Consider the following 20003-nt stretch of genomic DNA (forward strand, 5'->3'; position numbering starts at 1 on the left):
GATCGGTCCCAGCACATCACATTACGCACGCAGCCGGTCACTACTCGTTGCGAATTGGCCGGAAGTGGAACCGCGAGATCCGGTACGTGGCATACGACGGGGCGCGTTCCCACGACCGTCCCGGCGCCGTCGGTCAGACGAGGCGGACCGGCTTCTCCGGGCGTATGCCGGACTCGACCAGCCATGCCTGGAGGGGGGCGGGGTCGCCGTCCTCCACCAGGCTGAGGACGCGGGGGGCCAGATCGGCCGCCCGTTCGCCGTTGACCATGAGGGAAGGGCCGTCCAGCCAGTCGAGGCCCGGGGTCGCGCCGGCGGTGTCCATCGCGGCGCAGCAGACCATCGCGGTGACGTGGTCGGTGAGCAACTCGCGTGCGGTACGGGGTGGTTGGAGGGGGAAGAGGGGGAGCATGCCGTCGTCCCAGAAGGCGATGTCGGGACTGCCCGCGTTGCCCTGGCCGGGGTTGGCCCGGTCGTTGCGGCCACTCTGGCCGCTCTGGGACGCGTTCCCCGCAGCGGAGGCCTCTTCGCGGGCGACTTCGGCGCTGAGGCGGGCGGCGAGAGCGGTGCCGTTCTCCGTGCCGCCGGGGACGTCGTCGTCGAGGTCGGTGAGACGGGTGAGGTCGGCGGGGGTGTCGGGGGCGGGGGTGACGGTGGTCTGGTCGGTCGCCGTCGGGTCCGTGGCCGTCGGGTCGGTCAGGTGGGCCATGACGCGGGCCAGGGTCGGGCCGTCGGGGTCCGGGGAGAGGGGGTCGGGGGCTCGGCGTACGCCCAGGGCGTCCAGGACGCGGTGGAGGCGGGCCGCGTCGGTGCGCCACTTGCGGTCGACGACCTCGTCCGGGTACTCCTGCCAGTCCACCGGGGCCCAGTCCCGGCCCGGCTCGGCGGGGCCTCCGTGGAAGAGGCGGGCGGCGAGCAGCGAGGTCGCCTCGTCCATCGCGCCGGGCTCTTCGAGCAGGTCGCAGGCGGGGCGCTCGCCCAACCGGGAGGCGAAGCCCTCGGCCAGCCGGTCACGCCGGGAGAGTTCGGTGAGGGCCGCGACGACGCCCGCGTCCAGCCGGGAGGGCCAGCGGCCCATCCGCCAGGCGGGCAGCGCGACCCGGGTCAGCAGCCGGTCCCAGCCGGCGTACGCGAGGCCGACCTGTTCCTGGGCGACGATCCTGAGGCCGTAGTCCACAGCCTGTGCACGCTCGGCGGCCGCGGCGGCCACCCCGCGCTCCATCTCGGCGGCATGGCCGCGGCAGCTGCGCAGCAGCAGGCGGGTCACCCAGCCGATCCCGGCGAGCGCCGGGCGGAGGAGGACGCTGCGGCCGGGTGCCGAGGTCACGGCCACCGCAGCGTCCAGGCCTCGTACGAAGCGGCGGGCCGCGGCTATGTCCGGGTGCGCCGAGGGTCCCGTACCGGCGACGACCGGGGCGAGGACCGCGCGCAGTTCACCCACCCGCATCCACCACAGGAACGGGGAGCCGATGACCAGGACGGGCGCGGCGGCGGCACGGCGCTGCGGGCCGCGGACGCCCGCAATCTCGTCGTGGTCCTCGCGCGGGGGCGGGCCGTGGGACGGGTGGGTACGGTCCTCCAGCCAGCTGTCGCAGTCCGGGGTCAGGGCTATCGCGGAGGGTGCGGGGACGTCCAGGCGGTCGGCGAGGTCGCGCACCATGCGGTAGAGGTCGGGGGCCGACTCCTCGGCGATCGCCACCGTGGGGCTGACGGCGGGGCGGGCGCGGGCGACGACCAGGGCGACACCGGCGGCGGCGAGCAGGACGAGCACGGCGGCCACGGACATCGCCCACCGCGCGGTCTGCCAGCCCGGACCCACGAGATGCCCGGTGGAGTCGCCGGCGAGCAGCACCACGGCGACGGCCGCGGGCAGCAGCGCGACGGCCAGCGCCCGGCTGCGGACCCGCAGCACGGCCAGCGCCCGGGATCGCGCGGACTGCGCACCCGCCTCCACACCCATACCGGTCATGACCGGACCTCGCCCCCTCCTTGCCGTCCTGCCCGCCCGGCTCTCCGGGCGGCTCTCCTGGCGTTGCTCACTCCCCCACTGTGGCACCCGCCACCGACATCGCAATGCCGGTGGGCCAAGTGCCGGACCGCTTGCGCCGCACCATAGTTGGGGCCCCGGTCTCCGTCAGCCGGATGGGGCATCGGTCACTCGATGGAATGGCTTTGGGGAAAGGTGGATGACGGACAGCGACGATCAGGCCCCGGATCCTGAGACGGGTCCGGGGCCTGCGGGGTTCATCGATACCGGGACTTTCATGGGCCCGGCGCCCGGGCGGTCAGGCGCCGGAGGCCGCCTTCGCGGCGATGTCCGTACGGTGCTGGGAGCCGTCGAGGTTGACGCGGGCGACGGCCCGGTACGCGCGGTCGCGGGCCTGGGCGAGGCTCTCGCCGACCGCCGTGACCGACAGGACGCGACCGCCCGCGCTGACGACGGCGTCGCCGTCGTGCCGGGTGCCGGCATGCAGGACGTAGGCGTGCGGGGCGTCCTGGGCGGCCACCTCGTCCAGGCCGGTGATCGGGTCGCCGGTGCGCGGGGTGTCCGGGTAGTTGTGCGAGGCGATGACCACGGTGACCGCGGCGTCGTCGCTCCAGCGCAGGGGCGGCAGGTCGGCGAGGTTGCCGGTGGCGGCGGCCATCAGGACGCCGGCCAGCGGGGTCTTCAGGCGGGCGAGGACGACCTGGGTCTCGGGGTCGCCGAAGCGGGCGTTGAACTCGATGACCCGCACACCGCGGCCGGTGATCGCGAGACCGGCGTAGAGCAGGCCGGAGAAGGGGGTGCCGCGGCGGCGCAGCTCGTCGACGGTCGGCTGCAGGACGGTCTGCATGACCTCGTCCACCAGCTTCGGGTCGGCCCAGGGCAGCGGGGAGTAGGCGCCCATGCCGCCGGTGTTCGGGCCCTCGTCGCCGTCCAGGGCGCGCTTGAAGTCCTGGGCGGGCTGGAGGGGAAGGACCGTCACGCCGTCGGTGATGGCGAAGAGGGAGACCTCGGGGCCGTCGAGGAACTCCTCGATGACCACGCGCTCGCATCCGGCCGCGTGCGCCTTGGCGGCTTCGAGGTCGCCGGTGACGACGACGCCCTTGCCGGCGGCGAGCCCGTCGTCCTTGACGACGTAGGGGGCACCGAAGGCGTCGAGCGCCTCGGCGGCCTCCGCCGCGTTCGTGCAGACGTACGACCGCGCGGTGGGCACGTCGGCGCCCGCCATGACGTCCTTGGCGAAGGCCTTCGAGCCTTCGAGCTGCGCGGCCTCCCCTGAGGGGCCGAAGACGGGGATGCCCGCCGACTTCACGGCGTCGGCGACCCCGGCGACCAGCGGCGCCTCCGGGCCCACGATCACCAGATCGGCGCCGAGCTCCACGGCCAGCGCGGACACGGCGTCGCCGTCGAGCGCGTCGACCTGGTGCAGTTCGGCGACCTCGGCGATGCCGGCATTGCCGGGAGCGCAGTACAGCGCGCTGACGTCGGGGTCGAGGGACAGAGAACGGCACAGGGCGTGTTCGCGGGCACCGCTGCCGATGACGAGGACCTTCACGGGGTCAGCCTAACGGGGTTTTTGTGCGGGCTTCCGAAGGGGTGGGGGGGAGCGGGGCTGTAGGTTCCTCCAGCTCCGCCGGTGCCCCGGCACTCCTGCCGTCGGGAGGGCACCGCTGTCGCGGAGGCCCGTACCCCTGTCACGGGAGGTGGCACTCCCGGTCGAGGGGGAGCCCTCCCGGTCGAGGGAGGTAGCCCTGCCGAAGGGGGGCACGCCCGGTCGAGGGGGACTCTCGGTCGAGGGGGGACTCCCGGTCGAGGGGGGACTCTCGGTCGGGGGAGGTGCCCTCCCGGTCGAGGGGCGCGGTGACGGCTGCCCGCTACTCGTGCGAGAGCTCCTCCACCACCGTCGCCCCCAGCTCTCTCACGATGAGGTCGTAGCCGGAGAGCGCCGACTCGTCGAGATCGGGATCGTCGTCCTCCGCGGTGTCGTCCTCGGGGGAGACGGGGGGCGGTTCCGGGGCGGACTGCCGGGGCATGGAGCCGGCCGCGGACGACCGGGCCGCGTCGGACGAGGACGGCGCGGGGGCGGCGGGCGCGGCCTGGGGGGACGGGGACGCCGGGCGCTGGGGTGACGGGGAGCCACCGCCGCCGCCGTAGCCGCCGCCTCCACCGGATCCGCCGTAGCCGGCGCCGCCTCCACCGCCGTAGCCGCCGCCGGGACCGCCGGTGGCCGGGGGTGCCGAGCCGCCCGACGGGTCGACGGTCGCCTCGATCTTCCACTGCACGTGGAACTGCTCGGACAGCGCCTGCTTCAGCACGTCCTCGCTGCCGCTGCCGGAGAAGTTGTCACGGGCACCGGCGTTGGCGAAGCCGAGTTGGAGGGTGGTGCCGTCGAACCCGGTCACCTGCGCGTTCTGGCTGAGCAGGATCCAGGTGAACCGGCGGCGGTTCTTGACGGCCTCCAGGATGTTCGGCCAGAGCGTGCGGGGGTCGATGCCGCCGGCCGGCGGTGCGTAGGCGACGGCGGGGCCGGGGGCCGCGGCCTGGGGAGCCGGTGCGGAAGAGGCGGGGGCCGGTGCCGGTGCGTTCGGCGCGGCGGCCGGGGGCTGTCCGCTCCCGGTGGGCGCCGCCGTGGGCCAGCCACCGGGCCGACGGCCACCTCCCGCGGGCGCGGCGGTGGGCCAGGCGCCGGGGGCGGAGGCAGGGGCCGAGGAGGCGGCGGCGGGCGCGGGCTCCGGCGGAGGCGATGAGGGCTGGGACTGCTGGGGTTGCTGAGGCTGTTGGGCCTGTTGTGCCTGCTCGGGCCGGTACTGAGGCTGAGGCTGGGGTTGGGGCTGAGCCGACTGGGGGGCGTGGTCGGGTCCGGCCGGACGCCCGTCGGGAGCAGCAACCGCCCCGGCTCCGGCACCCACTCCGGTACCGGCTCCGCCTACGGCCGTCGCAGGGGCCCCCTGCCCGGAGGACTCGCCCGGCACCGCGCCCGTGACACCCGCACCGGGGCCGGCCGTCCCGGTACCCGCGGGCGCCCCCGAGGCCCGTACCGCCGCGCGCGCGGCAGCCGCACCCCCGCCGGGCGGAACCGGAGCGGCAGGTCCAGCGGGCGGCGGGGCCCCCTGCGCGTGCGCGTCGGGTCCCGGCACGTACGCCATGGCCGGCACGCCGCCGCCCGCGGAGAAGTTCACGCCGCGCTCGATGCGGTCGAGGCGGGCCATGACCGAGCGCTCGTCGCCGTATGCGGCGGGCAGCATCACGCGCGCGCAGATCAGTTCGAGCTGGAGGCGGGGGGAGGTGGCGCCGCGCATCTCGGTCAGCCCCTCGTTGACGAGGTCGGCCGCGCGGCTGAGTTCGGCGGCGCCGAAGGTGCCGGCCTGGGCCTGCATCCGCTCGATGACGTCGGCGGGGGCGTCGATGAGGCCCTTGTCGGCGGCGTCCGGCACGGCGGCGAGGATGACCAGGTCCCGCAGCCGCTCCAGCAGGTCGGCGACGAACCGCCGGGGGTCGTTGCCGCCCTCGATGATGTGGTCGACGACCTCGAAGGCGGCGGCGCCGTCACCGGTCGCGAAGGCCTCGACGACGGAGTCGAGCAGCGAGCCGTCGGTGTAGCCGAGGAGGGAGGTCGCCATGGCGTACGTCACGCCGTCGGCCGCCGCGCCGGCGAGCAGCTGGTCCATGACGGACATCGAGTCACGCACGGACCCGGCACCGGCACGCACGACGAGCGGCAGCACCCCGTCCTCGACGGGGATCCCCTCCTGCCCGCACACCTGGCCCAGGTACTCGCGCAGGGTCCCCGGCGGCACGAGCCGGAAGGGGTAGTGGTGGGTCCGCGACCGGATGGTCCCGATGACCTTCTCGGGCTCGGTGGTGGCGAAGATGAACTTCAGGTGCTCCGGCGGCTCCTCGACGACCTTGAGGAGCGCGTTGAAGCCCGCCGACGTGACCATGTGGGCCTCGTCGATGATGTAGATCTTGTAGCGGCTGCCCGCAGGCCCGAAGAAGGCCTTCTCGCGGAGGTCACGGGCGTCGTCCACACCGCCGTGCGAAGCGGCGTCGATCTCGATGACGTCGATGGAACCGGGGCCGTTGCGCGCGAGGTCCTGGCAGGACTGGCACTCCCCGCACGGGGTCGGTGTGGGCCCCTGCTCGCAGTTCAGGCACCTGGCCAGGATGCGCGCGCTGGTCGTCTTGCCACACCCGCGCGGACCGCTGAACAGGTACGCGTGATTGACCCGGTTGTTCCGCAGCGCCTGCTGCAACGGGTCGGTGACATGCCCCTGCCCGATGACCTCGGCGAACGACTCCGGGCGATAACGGCGGTACAGCGCGAGAGACGACACGCGTACGAGGTTATAGGCGCCCACTGACAACACGGACCGCCCGGACACCACGAGCGCCGCGAGACCGCCCCCAGGGCGCCGACAGGGCGAAACCCGAACGCTCACCGTGAGCGGGCTCACGGGAACGAGCCGGCCGGCCTGCTCCTCCTCCTGCCACCGGCCCTGACAGCCCCCGCCCTCCCCCTCCTCCTCCGGGGCGGCGACCAGTTCTTCGCGGTACGTCACGCGGTGGCCGCCTCACCGGCCCTCCCGGCACTGCCGCTCACGGGACCGGCCCTGCCGTCGGCCCTGCCGTCGGCAGTGGCGGTGTCACGGCCCGCACCCTCACCGCACTCGAACCGGCCCTGCCGACCTACGCCGCCGCCCTGCTCGCCGCGCTCGCGCTGCCCGGCGCGGGCGGGCCCTCAGGCCCTGAGCCGGCGCGACCCGATCCGCGCGGGCGCGCGCTGAGCTACCAACTGGAACCGGCTCGGCGGCCTCGCCCTGATCCCCCTGGCGGGCCTGGCCGCCTTCGCCCTCACCCCGACCACGGGCCTGACGGCTCCGCTCACGGGCCGCCTGCTCCTGACCAGGGCGGTCACGGCCGCGGCCCTGGCGACCCTGCGTCTCCTGACGGCACTCTTCCTGCGCCTGCGCTTGCGCCGCCACGGCGTCGGCGTCGGCGTCGACATGTTCCTCACCCGGAACACGCCCCACGCCTTCCTGCGGCTCGCGATGAAGCGGTCCCGGCCCCGACCACGGGCCACCATCCGTCCGTCATCGGGCTGGGCGTGGACCTCGTCGTCTTCCTCGCGGTCCACGCCGACGAACGGATCTTCCTCCGGGTCCACGACCGCGCGATGCCCGCCACCGGCCCCCGGAACGCACAAGACCCCCCACGCACCCGCCAGAGCCAACCTACCCTTGCTGCCTTCCGGCCCTGGGGGAGTTCAGTCAGATAGCGCCGCGTGAGGGGCTGAGGCCCAGCGTACCTGATCGCAGGGGGTCCGAACGAGTTCGCAAGCACCGCCCGCGGTCATGTAATGTTCGCGTCGGAGGATTCGCCTAGTGGCCTAGGGCGCACGCTTGGAAAGCGTGTTGGGGGCAACCCCTCACGAGTTCGAATCTCGTATCCTCCGCCAGTGCCTCACCGGGCACGAAATCGAAGGGCCCCACCGTTCGCGGTGGGGCCCTTCGACGTACTCGGTCTCACTTTCCGTCTCGGCCGGCACCGCTACACGGCATCCAGGGCACCGGTCGCTGTCACCTGTGCCCGGCCACCTCGCCGGTGGCCTCCTGCTGGATGGCGGCCGACCGGCGCAGGAAGTCGAGGATCACGTCGAGCTGATCGTCGGAGTAGTCGGCGTACAGCGCTTCGAGTCCGGCGACGAAGGGCGCGAACAGGGCACCGAAGCTCGCCACGTGTTCCCGGTTGATCTCGACGATCACCCGGCGACCGTCGTCACGGTCACGCGCCCGACGGACGAATCCCTTGCGCTCCAGCCGGTCGATCAGTCCGCTCACCGACGCGGGCGCCAGCCCGGTTCTCGCGGCGATCTCTCCCGCGGTCAGCGCCTTCTCCCGTTCCAGCAGGTCGAGGGTCTTCTCCTCGGTGAGACCCAGCCCCATGCGCGCGCCGACGGCGGCGTGGAACATCACCGCGGCGTTGCTGTGTTCGCGGCCCGCCCGGTGCAGCGCGGCCAGCAGCTCACCGCGTCGATCCGCGTCCCTTGACACTCGAGCCACCCCCTCCATATATTTCGTTCGACCGAACTAAATAACTGACTGTAATCATGCTATCAGTCGGCGGCGGAGGTCACAATGACGAAGGCATTGCTCATCGGCGGCGGAATCGGCGGCCTGACCACGGCCCTGGCCTTACGACGTGCCGGTATCGAACCGGTGGTCCACGAGGCGTACAGCCGGCCCGCCGACTACGCGGGGTTGTTCCTGAACACCGCGTCCAACGGCCTCAGCGCACTGCGGGCCATCGACATCGACATCGCCCACCAGGCCGACGGCGTCCCCATCCCGCGCATGATCATGTGGAGCGGCACGGGGAAGCGACTCGGGGAAGTGGCCAACGGAACCGCGCTCCCGGACGGTTCGGTGAGCGTGTGCGTCCGGCGGGGCGAGTTGCTGAAGGTGCTGCGCGCGGAGGTCCGTGCCCGCGGCATCGCCATCGAGTACGGCAAACGCCTCGACTCCTACCGGACCCTGTCCACGGGCGTCGCCGCACGGTTCACCGACGGTACCGAGGCCACCGGCGACCTCCTCGTCGGCGCCGACGGCATCCACTCCCGCACCCGGCGGCTGCTCGACCCCGAGGCGCCGGAACCGCGCTTCACCGGGCTCCTCAGCATCGGCGGGTACAGCCGCGGCACCGGGCTGGCCCCCACGACCGGCACCCAGCACTTCGTGTTCGGCAGGCGGGCCTTCTTCGGTTACCTGGTCCGGGAGTCGGGCGAGACCTACTGGTTCGCGAACCTGCACCAGCCCGTCGAACCGGACCGGGACGAGTTGAGCGCGACGACGCCCGACGAGTGGCGGCGCCGGCTGAGCGACCTCTTCGCCGACGACATGCCCCTCGTCCGGCGCATCATCGACACCTCCACCGCGGACGTCGGGGCCTACCCGGTGTACGACATTCCGACCAGCCCGGTCTGGCACCGCGGGCCCGTCGCGTTGATCGGTGACGCCGTGCACGCCACCTCCCCCTCCGCGGGCCAGGGCGCCTCGATGGCGCTGGAAGACGCCGTCGTGCTCGCCCGGTGTCTGCGGGACGCACCCGATGCCACCACCGCCTTCACCACGTACGAGCGGCTGCGGCGACCCCGCGTGGAGAAAGTGGTGGCCTACTCCAAGTCCCTCTCCGGTACCAAGACCGCGGGCCCCGTCGCCCGGGTCTTCCGCGATCTCATGATGCCCGTCGCACTGAGACTCTTCGCCAACCCCAAGTCGCATGCCTGGATGTACGACCACCACATCGACTGGGACCACGGGGTAGCCACCTGATGCCCGGCACACCGACCGCCCGGGACCGTCGAGCCGCCGCGAAGGCGGAGGGCGGGACCGCCGGCGGGCGCGGTGAGCGGCGGACCCTCCGGCGCGTGCTCATCGGCGTGAGCACGCTCGTAGGCGTGCTGCTGACCACCCTGGGCGGAGGCTTTCTGTGGCTGTGGACCACCGCGGACACCAGCACGGTGGGCAGCACCTCCTTCCGCAACGAGCTCGCCATACCTCCGCTCGCCGAACCCTCGCGGGTGAAGACGGACGGCACCAAGGTCTTCGATCTGCGGATGCAGGCGGGCGAGACGGAGTTCAGAGCCGGCCTGAAGACACCCACCTGGGGGTTCAACGGCAGTCACCTGGGCCCCACGCTGCGCGCCCATCGGGGCGACAAGGTGGAGGTCCGCGTCCACAATCGCCTTGCCGAGCCCTCGACCGTGCACTGGCACGGAATGCACCTGCCCGCGCGCATGGACGGCGGGCCCCACCAGACGGTACGGCCCGGCAGCACCTGGGCTCCGCGCTGGGAGATCGACCAGCCCGCTGCCACGCTCTGGTACCACCCGCACCCGCACGGACGGACGCAGGACCATGTGCAGCGCGGGCTGGCCGGCCTGTTCCTCCTCGACGACGACCGGTCCACGGCCCTGGCACTGCCGAGGAGGTACGGCGTCGACGATCTGCCGGTCATCGTGCAGGACGTGAGGTTCGACGGGGCGGAACTCGACCGCGGGCGCGGGCTGATGCAGGCCGTCGGGTTCCTCGGGGACCGCACCATGGTCAACGGCACGCTGGAACCGTATCGGGAGGTGAAGGACGAGCTGGTGCGGCTGCGTCTGCTCAACGCCTCCGTGTCCCGGACCTACGCCTTCGGGTTCGACGACAACCGCCGCTTCGTCCAGGTGGCGACCGACGGCGGGCTGCTGCCGCGGCCGGAGCCGATGACGCGTCTGCAGCTGTCGCCCGGTGAACGAGCCGAGACCGTCGTACGGATGAGTCCCGGCGAGCGCGTGGTGCTGCGCAGCCATCCGCAGGACTACGGCGAGGCCTGGAGCACCCGGTTCTCCGGCGGCGACGACTCCTTCGACGTACTGGAACTGAGGGCCGCGGCAACGCTCCGGCCCTCACCCGGACTTCCTTCCGCGCTCGGTGCACCGGAGGTGCCGGACGGCTCGCAGGCGACGCGCGGCCGGCACTTCGACCTCAAGGTGTCCGGCATCAACGGCCGGGCCATGGCGATGGACCGAACCGACGCAACGGTCGTCCGGGGCACGACCGAGATCTGGACCGTCCGCAACGGCGACGGTATGCCACACAACTTCCATGTCCATGACGTCCGGTTCCGGGTGCTGCGGGTGAACGGCAAGGCACCGCCGCCGCATCTGCGGGGTGCCAAGGACACGGTCTTCGTGCCCAACGGGACGACGATGAAGCTGGCCCTTCGCTTCGACGGCCCGGCCGACCCGGACGCGCCGTACATGTACCACTGCCATCTGCTGTACCACGAGGACGTGGGGATGATGGGCCAGTTCGTGGTGGTGGAGAAGGAGGAAGGGCAACGGGCCCGAGAGGCCGGCCGCGACGCGCACACGGGGCATTGAGAGCTCGTTCACGAGGTCGGATCTCGTATCCTCCGCCGGTGCCTCACCGGGCACGGAGGCGAAGGGCCCGACCACCGCGTCACGCGGATGCCCGGCACGGTCTTCCGGAATCCGGCCCGGGCGGGCATGGTCTGCACATGCGAGCGATCGGTGAAGTACCGGACGGGAAACCGGAGTTGGCGGGCGGCGGCCCGGTGCCGCTCGGGCCGGATTCGTTGACCTGGAAGTATTTCGGGGACTGGCGTGGGGTGCTCATCGCGTTGTGGGCCGGGTCGATGCAGAACATGCATCCCGGGCTGGGTGCGGGTGTCGAGCAGCACTCGGGGTTCTTCGGGGAACGCTGGCAGCGGCTGTTCCGCTCGCTCTATCCGATCGGCGGAGTCGTCTACGACGGGCCGCGCGCCCGGCGGACCGCGCTCGAAGTGCGCGGGTACCACGACCGGATCAAGGGTGTCGACGCCCAGGGCCGTGCCTACCACGCGCTGGATCCCGACACCTACTACTGGGCGCACTCCACGTTCTTCGTCCTCACGATCCTGATCGCGGAGCACCTCACGCGCGGCGGCATCGGGGAGGCGGAGAAGCGGCGGCTGTTCGACGAGCATGTGCAGTGGTACCGGATGTACGGGCTGAGCATGCGGCCGGTGCCGGAGAGCTGGGAGGACTTCCGGCGCTACTGGAAGCACATGTGCGCGGAGGTGCTGGAGGACAACAAGGCGACCCGGGACGTGCTCGACATCACCGGGATCGCCCGGCCGCCGTTTCTGCCGTGGCTGCCGCAGGTGCTGTGGCGTCCGGCCGGCGCACTGATCGGGCGGGCCTTCGTCTGGTTCACCGTCGGGCTGTACGACCCGGAGATCCGCGAGCTGCTCGGGTTCACGTGGTCGGCGCGGGACGCCCGGCTCCATCGCGGGACGTGCCGGGTGATCGGCGCGCTGTTCGGGCTCCTCCCGCACGACCGCCGCTACCACCCCCGGGCCCGGGCGGGCTGGCGCCGCGCCCGCGGTGAACTCGCGGCGGACGCCGAGCCGGTGGAGACGCCACGACGGAACCTTCCGCCGCTGTCCGAGCGCGGAAAGCCGGAGCACTACGCGCCGGACGGGTCGGCGGGGGGATAACAGGAACGGCCGGAGACAGCGGGCACAGCAGCAGGGGCGCGTTCAGGACTGGTACGGCTGCTGCTGCGGCTGCCCGTGCTGCTGTCCGCCCGGACCGCCCGCCGCCTGCGCCTGGAGCTGCTCCGCCTGCTCCTGGGTCACCTTCGACTCCGCGCCGCAGAAGGTGCACTGGGTCGCGTACTTCGTCGAGAACGGGAACAGGGGCACGAAGAACAGCGTGAACTTCGTGACGCGCTTCCTGAGGGTGTGCGCGGCGGGGTTGCCGCACTGGCCACACAGCAGCGTCAGTATCGCGAGCTGGTACAGGTATCCCTTGGTGCCGAAGATGATCATGCGGGGTCCTTCCCGGGTCAGGGCCTGCCGGCACCGTGCCGACGGCGGCACCGTGCGGTCATGACCACAGTGTCCTGTACGCGACGGTGCCCACGCCCTGCCTACCCCCCGATCCGTACCGTCGTCGTCTCGCTCACCTGGTCGATCTCCGACACCCGGACCGTCACCTTCATCTGCCAGTCGCCGGCGATGGGGAGGTTGAGGTCGCTGGTGCCCCAGTAGCCGCCCTTGTCGGTGAGCTCGGCGTCGATGGGGCCGATGTCCTGGGCGGGGAGGGTGAAGGAGATCCGGAGTTCGGGGACGGTGGAGAGGCCGTTGTCGGGGCCGTAGACGACGGCTTCCACGGAGTTGTCGCCGGTACGGCCGGGGTCGAGGGTGATCTGCACCTTGCCCTGGGCGCCGGGGGTGCCCACGTCGAAGAGGACGAAGGTGACGGACGCGGGGGGCAGACCGGCCGTGGACGCCGACGCGGCGGCCTCGTCGGCGGCTCGGCCCGGCAGGGTGCCGGTGAGCACGGTCGTGATCACCAGGACCACCACCCCCACGGCGACCTCGGCCAGGACGGAGCGGCGCAGGGCGGAGTGGTGGGTGACCGACGCGGTGGCGGCGGGGGGGCCGGCCTGTCCGGCCGGTTCCGGAGATTCCGGAGATTCCGGAGAGGGGTGCGGCGGGCCGCCCACCCGCTCCGGCACCCGTTCCCGCACGACCGTCTCCGTCTCCGCCTCGGCCCGCGCCCCCGCCACCAGCCTCGCCGTCCACCCCCGGGACAGGCCCGCCGCCGTGAGCAGCAGGATCACCGCGACGAGTTTGGCGACCAGGAGGCGGCCGTACGCGGTGTCGGTGAGGGCGTTCCAGGAGCCGAGGCCGCGCCAGGACTGGTAGACGCCGGTGACGACCAGGACGGTCACCGACCAGAAGGCCAGCCGGGAGAAGGCCGTGACGACGGTGGGCGGAATCGCCGACGCCGCCTTGTACAGCGTGGTCAGCAGGGCCGTCAGGCCGCCCAGCCACACCGCCATCGCCAGCACGTGCAGGACGGACGACGTCATCGCCACCGGCACCTGGATGCCCGCCGACGCGTGCTCGCCGGCCGCCCACGTCAGCGCCAGACCGACACCGAGGACGGTGCCGGCGGCGCGCCACACCCGCGACAGCGACTCCCGCCGCAGCAGTCGTACGACGAGGAAGGCCACCGGTGCGAGCAGGGCCAGGCGGGTCAGCAGGACCAGGCCGGGGCGGGTGCTCAGGGTGCGGGTGAAGGCCGAGGGATCGAGGGTCGGGGCCGTGCCCAGCTCGTACGGGGCGCGCAGCACCAGGAGGGCCAGGGTGGCCGCCAGCAGCGTCCACCAGCCCGACCACAGGAGCCGGCGCAGGGGAGCCAGGTCCGGGGGGCGGCAGGCCGTCGCGAAGACCGCCGTGCCGATCAGCAGTGCCACGGCCAGATAGGCCAGGTAGCGGGCGATGGAGTAGAGGCTCGCCGTCGTTGGGTTCTCGACCGGGCCGTTGTCCACGGTCGCCGCGGTCACCGACTCCTTGCCCACCGAGAAGGTGAACGCCCCGGACACCGGGTGGCTGTCGGCCGAGACGACCCGCCAGGCCACCACGTACGTGCCCTGGGCGAGCTTCGCGGGCAGTGTCACCCGGGCCGTGTCGGAACCCTCCGGCCCGTGCCCCGCCCGGCCCAGGCGCAGCCGGTGGTTGTCGGGGTCCAGGACCCGGAAGGAGTCCTCCAGCAGACTTACGGACTCGGTGAAGGTGAGGGTGAGGTCGCGGGGGGCGGACTTGAGGACGGTTCCGTCCTTGGGGTCGGTGTCGCGGAGGGCGGCGTGGGCCGACGCTGGGCCCGCGCTGCCGAGGAGGAGCAGGACCAGCACGGTGCCCAGCAGCACCAGCCCTTGAAGTCCCCGGCGTCGCCGGCCCGCTCCGGGACCCGCCTGCCCGAGACCTGATCCGAGCTCGCCGTCACGCTCACTCTCACGCTCCACGTCATTCTCCGTCTGTGGACTTACCGACTTCCCCCCAGGTACGGACGCGGAGGCCCGGGCGCTCACCACGTCGGCCTCGCCGTCACCCCTCCGTCCACCACGAGGTCCTGGCCGGTGATCCAGGACGCGAGCGGCGACGCCAGGAACACGCACGCGTCGCCGATGTCCTCCGGGGTCCCGAGCCGGCCGAGCGGCGCCGCCCGTTCCCAGCGCCGTACCCCTTCAGGCCAGGCCTCCACCAGCCCTTCCCGGTCGATCAGGCCGGGCGAGACGGTGTTGACGCGGATACCGTACGGGCCGTACTCCAGGGCCGCCGCCCGGGCGTGCATCACCACGGCCGCCTTGGAGGCGGCGTAGTGGGCGTGGTCGACGGCCGGGTGACGCGCCTCGATGGATGCGATGTGCGTCACGGAACCGGAACCGGAGAGGGAACCGGCTCCGGAAGCGGAAGCAGGGGCCGAGTCCGCCCTCACGGCCATCCCCGCCTCCATTCCCCTCCCCGTCCCCGTCCCCGCCCGCATGACCTCCACCGCCGCCTGGGTGCAGGCGAACACGCTCGACAGGTTCGTGTCGAGGACCGCCCGCCACTCGGTCGCCGTCATCCCGGGCAGCGACCGCGTCGGCTGTACGCCCGCGTTGTTGACCAGGGCCGTCAGACGGCCCCCGCCCCAGTCGGCCGCCTCCCGCACCAGACCCCGGCATGCCTCCTCGTCGCGCAGGTCCGCCTCCAGTACGACGGCCCGCCCGCCCGAGTCGCGGATGCGGGCGGCGACTTCACGTGCCGGCTCCGCCGCCGTACGGCAGTGCAGGGCGACCGCCGCGCCCTCCTCGGCGAACCGCAGGGCGATCCCTCCTCCGATGCCGCCGCCCGCACCGGTGACCAGCGCGACCTGTCCTTCGAGGAGCCTGCGGGGTTCGGGGGGTCTCATGGACGGCACAGTCCCGCGATCCGGTCGGCCTCGGCCGGGTAACGCGCCGTGAGGTCCCTCGCGTCGCCGTGCTCGTAGTCCTCGTAGGTGAATCCGGGGGCCATCGTGCAGCCGAAGAAGGTCCACTCCCCGCCCGCCGCGACCCGGCCGCCCATCCAGGTGCCGGCGGGGACGGTGAGTTGCGGGTGCTGACCGGCGAGCACGTCCGGCCCGAGGACGGTGGTCGTCGACGTCCCGTCGGGGGCTAGGAGCAGCAGGCCGAGCGGGGCGCCGAGATAGAAGTGCCAGATCTCGTCGTGCGGCAGGCGGTGCAGGGCGGAGAAGTCGTCCGAGGTCAGCAGGGCGACGATCGCCGAGCCCTGGGGGCGGCCGTCCGGCAGTTCCGGTCCCGCCCAGGTGCGCCGGAACAGCCCGCCCTCGCGGGGGATGGGCTCCAGACCGTAGTGGGCGACGAGGTCGTCTGGCGTCACGCCGGGAAGACTACCTCCCGCCGCAGAAAGGCCAGTTGAGCGCGTTTCTCGGGCAGGTACACGTCCGGGACGTCGATCTCGGGCAGCACGACCGTCGGGCCCGCCTCGAAGCCCTGCTTCAGGAAGCGGGCGACCGCCTTCTCGTTGCGCACGTCGGGGTCGACGACGACCCGGGTGCGGTCCAGGACCAGCAGCACGAACGAGGCGACGGCGCTCAGCAGTTCCGTGGACCAGCCGGCGCGGCCGGCGCCCCGCTCGGCGGGTGCCAGCAGCAGGTGGAGGCCGATGTCGCCGGGCAGCACCTCGTAGCACTCGCCGACCCGGTCGGCCGCCGGATCGTAGGTCTGAAGGACCCCGACCGGGTCGCCGTCCTTCACCAGGAGGAAGGCGTGGTGGGTGTCGAGGGTGTCCATGTGGGCGTAGATCTCGGCGATCCGCTCCTCGCCCAGGCCGTTCATGCCCCAGAAGGAGGCCCGCTCCTCGCTGACCCAGGCGTGCAGGATCCCGGCGTCGGCGTGGGCGTCGAGGGGCAGGACGCGGACGGTGCCGAAGCCGTCGACGGTCTGCTCGTGGACGGGCTCGCGGATGGAGGCCGGCTCACGGGCGGGGGCGTGCGGGTCAGACATCGGTCTCCTTCTCCAGCAGGGTCCAGTCGGTGACGACCGGGACGAGATCTCCCTTGAGCCACAAGGGGAGTTGGTCGCGGTGGTGGGGTGAACCGGGGACTCCCGAGGCGCCGAACGGCACCACCCAGAGGCTGTCCTCGCGGCGGGCCAGGTCCCACACGTAACGGGCCGCCGGGCCGCGCGCGCTCACGTCCGTCCGGCCCGGCACGGCGGAGGTGCACAGCACACAGTCGTGGTCGCCGGACAGACCCGGCCCCTGCTCGACCGCGTCGGTGTGCGCCCGCCAGGCGTACAGGCGGTGGGTGTCGCCCCAGGTGGCGGGCGGCTTCGTCTGCTCTTCGGCGGCCACCTCCTCGACCGCGGCCCGCACGGCCCGTGCCCGGTCGATGCCGTACAACTCCTCGGCCCGCAGCAGGTGTTCGAGCGCGAAACCGATGCGCGGGACGAGGTCGAGCCACGGCAGGAACACCTCGGGGTAGGCGGGCGAGGTGGTCAGTGCGGCGAACGCCGGGTGCGCCGCGAGACGGCGTACGACCGCACCGCGCACCGCCGCGTAGCGGGCCGCGTCCGTGCTGTCGGCGTCCATGTGGCGGTCCCAGCCCAGCAGGGCGTTCCTGATGCGGGCGGCCTCGGGGGTCAGGCCGTCCAGCGCCGCGAGGTGGTCCAACAGCGGTCCGGCGGAGGCGAGTCGGGTGTCCATGTGGATCACCGGCATGTCGGCGGGCGACCAGTGGTCCTTCGTCAGGAGGAGTGCGGTGATGCGGTCGGCGCGGTGGGCCGGGGCGAACTCGACGCCCAGCGGGGCCGCGGGGCCGCGCTGGTTGGCCATCACGGCGATGCCGTCGGTGAGGCCGGCGTAGGGCGTCCCGTGCCAGCCCCGCCACTCGTGGCCGGGTTCCCAGGCGGGGACGAGACGGGTGCGGTTGGTGTCGGAGCGCAGCGGCACCCGGCCCGCGACGCGGTGCAGCAGGCCGCCCTCGGTGTCGGCGGCCTGGACCACGTTCACCGGCTCGGCCCACGCGTCGAAGGCGCGGTCCACGTCGGCGACCCGGCGGGCCCGCAGGAGGGGAAGCAGCGCGCCGAAGCCGAGGTCCTCGGTGACGCGGGGCGGGTAGCGGAGGCTGACGGCGAGGGGGACGGCGGAGCCGCCACCGGGCACGCCGTCGTCCGGGCCGCCCTCCGAACCGCCGGTTCCGTCCTCGTCCACCCCTTCGTCCAGCCCTTCCGGTCCCCCGATGACCACCGGCCCCCGCGCCGTCTCGATCACCTCGACCTCGACCGGTTCCTCCCCGGCGACCGTCACGGTCTCCGTGTGCCGGGCGGCCCGTCGCCAGACGCCGTCCGGGCCGAGCGCCTCGACGCCGGCGCCGGTGCGACGCAGCCGCTCGCGGTAGAGGTCCTGGTAGTCGGCCATGGCGTTGGTGATGGCCCAGGCGACCGTGCCGGTGTGGCCGAAGTGGGCGATGCCGGGGACGCCGGGCACGGCGAGGCCGACGACGTCGAACTCGGGGCAGGAGAGGTGGATCTGCTGGTAGACGCCGGGGTCCTCCAGGTAGCGGTGCGGGTCGCCCGCGATGACGGCCGCGCCGGTGCTGGTGCGTTCGCCGCCGACCAGCCAGCCGTTGCTGCCGGAGGTGCCGGGGCCGTCGGTGGCGAACAGCCGGACCGCGTCCGCCCCGAGATGCCGTACGGCCTGCTCGCGCCAGAGTTTGGCGGGGAAGCCGGCGAAGAGGATGTGCGCGCCGAGCCAGACACCGAGGGGCGTCCAGGGCTCCCAGCGGCCGGGGGCGAGGCCGACCCGGGCGAACTCCGGTGCGCGGCTCGACGCGAGTCCTTCGTTCACGCCGTCGACGTACGCCCGCACCCAGTCCGCGGTCTCCGGGTCCCGTCCCTCCAGGGCGGTGAAGCAGCGTCGGGCCGTGTCGTCGAGGCGGGAGCGTCTCGCGAAGAGGTCCCAGGGCAGGGCGTCGGTGCCGAGGAAGGCGGCCGAGGTGCCCTGGGAACGGTGCCGCTCGACCTCCAGTTGCCAGGCCCGGTCGCGGGCGGTGACCAGGCCCTGGGCACGGGCGAGTTCCCGCGCGCTGCCGGCGCGGAGGTGGGGTATCCCCCAGGCGTCGCGGTAGATCTCGGTGATCACCCCTGTGCCCTTCCTGTTCTGTGGCGCTGTTCTTCGGGCCGCCCTGCGAGCCGGTCGGCTTTTAGGTTAGGCTTGCCTAAGTAATCGTGGGGGAATCGTACGCGAAGGGTGAAGACGCGATGGGGCAGGGGCACGGCTGGGAGGGCGCGGTCCTCAAACTGCTGCGGGCGAAGGACTTCGTGTTCACCGTGACCGGGGCGGAGGACGTCACCGGGCAGTACCGGCGCGTCCACCTCACCGACGGCGGCATGCTCGCGGCGACCGGCGTCCACCCGACGATGTGGGTCCGGCTCTGGTTCGACAACGCCGGCAAGCCGCACCAGCGCGCCTACACCCTGGTCGACCCCGACCCCGCGGCCGGCACCTTCAGCCTGGAGTTCGCCCTCCACGAGGGGTGCGCCAGCGACTGGGCGCGGACCGTGGAGCCCGGCGACACCATCGAGGCGACCCTGCACGGCACGGACTTCGAGGAGCCCGCCCCCGCGCCCTCCCATGTCTTCGTCGTCGCCGACCCGGCCTCGCTGCCCGGCCTCAACTCCCTGCTCGGGGCGATCGACCGGGCGCCGGCCACGATCTGGTTCGAGGGCGACGGCGACGGCCTGCCCTTCCGCACCGACCCGGACCGGCACGACGTCCGCCGGGTACTGCGGGTGGACTCCGGCGCCCACCTGGTCGACCGGGTCAAGGCCGACCTGCCCGAGCTGCTGAAGGGCACCCCCGACCCGTACGTCTGGATCGCCTGCGACACCACGACCACCCGCGCCCTGTCGTCGTACGTCCGCAAGGAGCTGGGCGTCCCCAAGCAGCGCATGCACGCCCTCGGGTACTGGCGGCCCTGACCCGAGGAGCGGGCCGCCGCCCCAGACGGCATCATCGGGGCATGGACGTCACCCTTCACCTCGCCCAGGACCCCGAGGCCGACGCACTGCTCGGCCGCTCCCCGCTCGCCGCGCTGACCGGCATGCTGCTGGACCAGCAGGTTCCGATGGAGTGGGCGTTCAAGGGCCCGGCGACCATCGCCGGCCGGATGGGCGCGGACGACCTCGACGCGCACGAGATCGCCGCCCAGAGCCCGGAGGCCTTCGCCGCCCTGCTGTCGGAGAAGCCGGCCGTGCACCGCTACCCGGGGTCGATGGCCAAGCGGGTCCAGCAGCTGTGCCAGTACCTCGTCGAGCACTACGACGGGAACGCCGAACTCGTCTGGAAGGGCGTGGGCGACGGCGCGGAACTGCTGCGCCGCCTGGAGGCGCTGCCCGGCTTCGGCAAGCAGAAGGCCCGGATCTTCCTCGCCCTCCTCGGCAAGCAGCTCGGCGTCCGCCCCGAGGGCTGGCGCGAGGCGGCGGGCGCCTACGGCGAACCGGAGTCGTTCCGCTCCGTCGCCGACATCACTGGGCCCGAGTCGCTGGTCAAGGTCCGCGCGCACAAGCAGGAGGCGAAGGCGGCGGCGAAGGCCGCGAAGGCCGCCGGGAAACAGCCGTAGCCGGGGCGGTCCGTAGGCCGA

Annotated in this window: 15 protein-coding genes, 1 tRNA gene and 1 other RNA gene; 6 read left to right on the forward strand and 11 right to left on the reverse strand. The window is 73.0% G+C overall.

Going from position 1 to position 20003, the window contains the following annotated elements; genetic code table 11:
• Window positions 1-133: 133 nt before the first annotated feature.
• The 4 genes from ACZ5VD_RS13015 to ffs all read right to left on the reverse strand — a co-directional run bounded on the left by ACZ5VD_RS13015 (window position 134) and on the right by ffs (window position 7275).
• Window positions 134-1966 (reverse strand): M48 family metalloprotease, encoded by a 1833-nt coding sequence (locus ACZ5VD_RS13015; protein ID WP_468550221.1) that lies wholly within the window; start codon window positions 1964-1966, stop codon window positions 134-136.
• A gap of 316 nt (window positions 1967-2282) precedes the next feature.
• Complete coding sequence (gene purD, locus ACZ5VD_RS13020; RefSeq protein WP_468682249.1) at window positions 2283-3536, reverse strand: phosphoribosylamine--glycine ligase; 1254 nt, start codon at window positions 3534-3536, stop codon at window positions 2283-2285.
• 319 nt (window positions 3537-3855) lie between these two features.
• Window positions 3856-6315 carry a DNA polymerase III subunit gamma and tau gene (locus ACZ5VD_RS13025; protein WP_468682250.1) on the reverse strand — a complete coding sequence of 820 codons (2460 nt, stop codon included), beginning with the start codon at window positions 6313-6315 and terminating at the stop codon, window positions 3856-3858.
• Window positions 6316-7178: 863 nt separating this feature from the next.
• Window positions 7179-7275, reverse strand: an RNA gene (gene ffs / locus ACZ5VD_RS13030) — signal recognition particle sRNA small type.
• A 73-nt stretch (window positions 7276-7348) separates the two neighbouring features.
• Here ffs and ACZ5VD_RS13035 point away from each other — a divergent pair.
• Window positions 7349-7436: transfer RNA gene (locus ACZ5VD_RS13035), tRNA-Ser, on the forward strand.
• Window positions 7437-7557: 121 nt separating this feature from the next.
• On the opposite strand, the gene ACZ5VD_RS13040 is transcribed toward ACZ5VD_RS13035, so the two are convergent.
• Window positions 7558-8031, reverse strand: coding sequence for a MarR family winged helix-turn-helix transcriptional regulator (locus ACZ5VD_RS13040; protein WP_468682251.1), 474 nt, complete (start codon window positions 8029-8031; stop codon window positions 7558-7560).
• 84 nt (window positions 8032-8115) lie between these two features.
• Here ACZ5VD_RS13040 and ACZ5VD_RS13045 point away from each other — a divergent pair, with 84 nt between their 5' ends.
• From ACZ5VD_RS13045 to ACZ5VD_RS13055, 3 genes are all read left to right on the forward strand, one after another.
• Complete coding sequence (locus ACZ5VD_RS13045; RefSeq protein WP_468682252.1) at window positions 8116-9309, forward strand: FAD-dependent oxidoreductase; 1194 nt, start codon at window positions 8116-8118, stop codon at window positions 9307-9309.
• Window positions 9309-10904: a multicopper oxidase family protein gene (locus tag ACZ5VD_RS13050; RefSeq protein WP_468550198.1), complete on the forward strand. Its 1596-nt coding sequence runs from the start codon at window positions 9309-9311 to the stop codon at window positions 10902-10904. Before ACZ5VD_RS13045 ends, ACZ5VD_RS13050 begins: the two co-directional genes overlap by 1 nt.
• A 137-nt stretch (window positions 10905-11041) precedes the next feature.
• Window positions 11042-12022, forward strand: coding sequence for an oxygenase MpaB family protein (locus tag ACZ5VD_RS13055; RefSeq protein WP_468550197.1), 981 nt, complete (start codon window positions 11042-11044; stop codon window positions 12020-12022).
• A 42-nt stretch (window positions 12023-12064) separates the two neighbouring features.
• Here the strand turns inward: ACZ5VD_RS13055 and ACZ5VD_RS13060 are convergent, their stop codons facing one another.
• The 6 genes from ACZ5VD_RS13060 to ACZ5VD_RS13085 form a co-directional block, all read right to left on the reverse strand.
• Window positions 12065-12355 carry a zinc-ribbon domain-containing protein gene (locus ACZ5VD_RS13060; RefSeq protein ID WP_468550196.1) on the reverse strand — a complete coding sequence of 97 codons (291 nt, stop codon included), beginning with the start codon at window positions 12353-12355 and terminating at the stop codon, window positions 12065-12067.
• Window positions 12356-12456: 101 nt separating this feature from the next.
• Window positions 12457-14244, reverse strand: a complete 1788-nt coding sequence (locus tag ACZ5VD_RS13065) for a copper resistance CopC/CopD family protein (RefSeq protein ID WP_468682487.1) — start codon at window positions 14242-14244, stop codon at window positions 12457-12459.
• A 158-nt stretch (window positions 14245-14402) separates the two neighbouring features.
• Window positions 14403-15269, reverse strand: coding sequence for an SDR family NAD(P)-dependent oxidoreductase (locus ACZ5VD_RS13070; RefSeq protein ID WP_468550195.1), 867 nt, complete (start codon window positions 15267-15269; stop codon window positions 14403-14405).
• Window positions 15266-15739 carry a cupin domain-containing protein gene (locus ACZ5VD_RS13075; RefSeq protein ID WP_468550194.1) on the reverse strand — a complete coding sequence of 158 codons (474 nt, stop codon included), beginning with the start codon at window positions 15737-15739 and terminating at the stop codon, window positions 15266-15268. Before ACZ5VD_RS13075 ends, ACZ5VD_RS13070 begins: the two co-directional genes overlap by 4 nt.
• On the reverse strand, window positions 15736-16365 hold the full coding sequence (locus tag ACZ5VD_RS13080; protein ID WP_468682253.1) for a GNAT family N-acetyltransferase: 630 nt from the start codon (window positions 16363-16365) through the stop codon (window positions 15736-15738). The genes ACZ5VD_RS13075 and ACZ5VD_RS13080 overlap by 4 nt, the downstream gene beginning before the upstream one ends.
• A complete protein-coding gene (locus tag ACZ5VD_RS13085; RefSeq protein ID WP_468682254.1) occupies window positions 16358-18502 on the reverse strand; it encodes a penicillin acylase family protein in 2145 nt (714 codons plus the stop codon). Before ACZ5VD_RS13085 ends, ACZ5VD_RS13080 begins: the two co-directional genes overlap by 8 nt.
• A gap of 119 nt (window positions 18503-18621) precedes the next feature.
• Between ACZ5VD_RS13085 and ACZ5VD_RS13090 the strand changes: the two genes are divergently transcribed.
• Together ACZ5VD_RS13090 and ACZ5VD_RS13095 are read left to right on the forward strand one after the other, a co-directional pair.
• Complete coding sequence (locus tag ACZ5VD_RS13090) at window positions 18622-19341, forward strand: siderophore-interacting protein (RefSeq protein WP_468682488.1); 720 nt, start codon at window positions 18622-18624, stop codon at window positions 19339-19341.
• Between the two features lie 41 nt (window positions 19342-19382).
• Complete coding sequence (locus ACZ5VD_RS13095; RefSeq protein ID WP_468550190.1) at window positions 19383-19982, forward strand: HhH-GPD-type base excision DNA repair protein; 600 nt, start codon at window positions 19383-19385, stop codon at window positions 19980-19982.
• Window positions 19983-20003 lie beyond the last annotated feature (21 nt).

It is taken from the genome of Streptomyces sp. NPDC032822 (assembly GCF_055578825.1).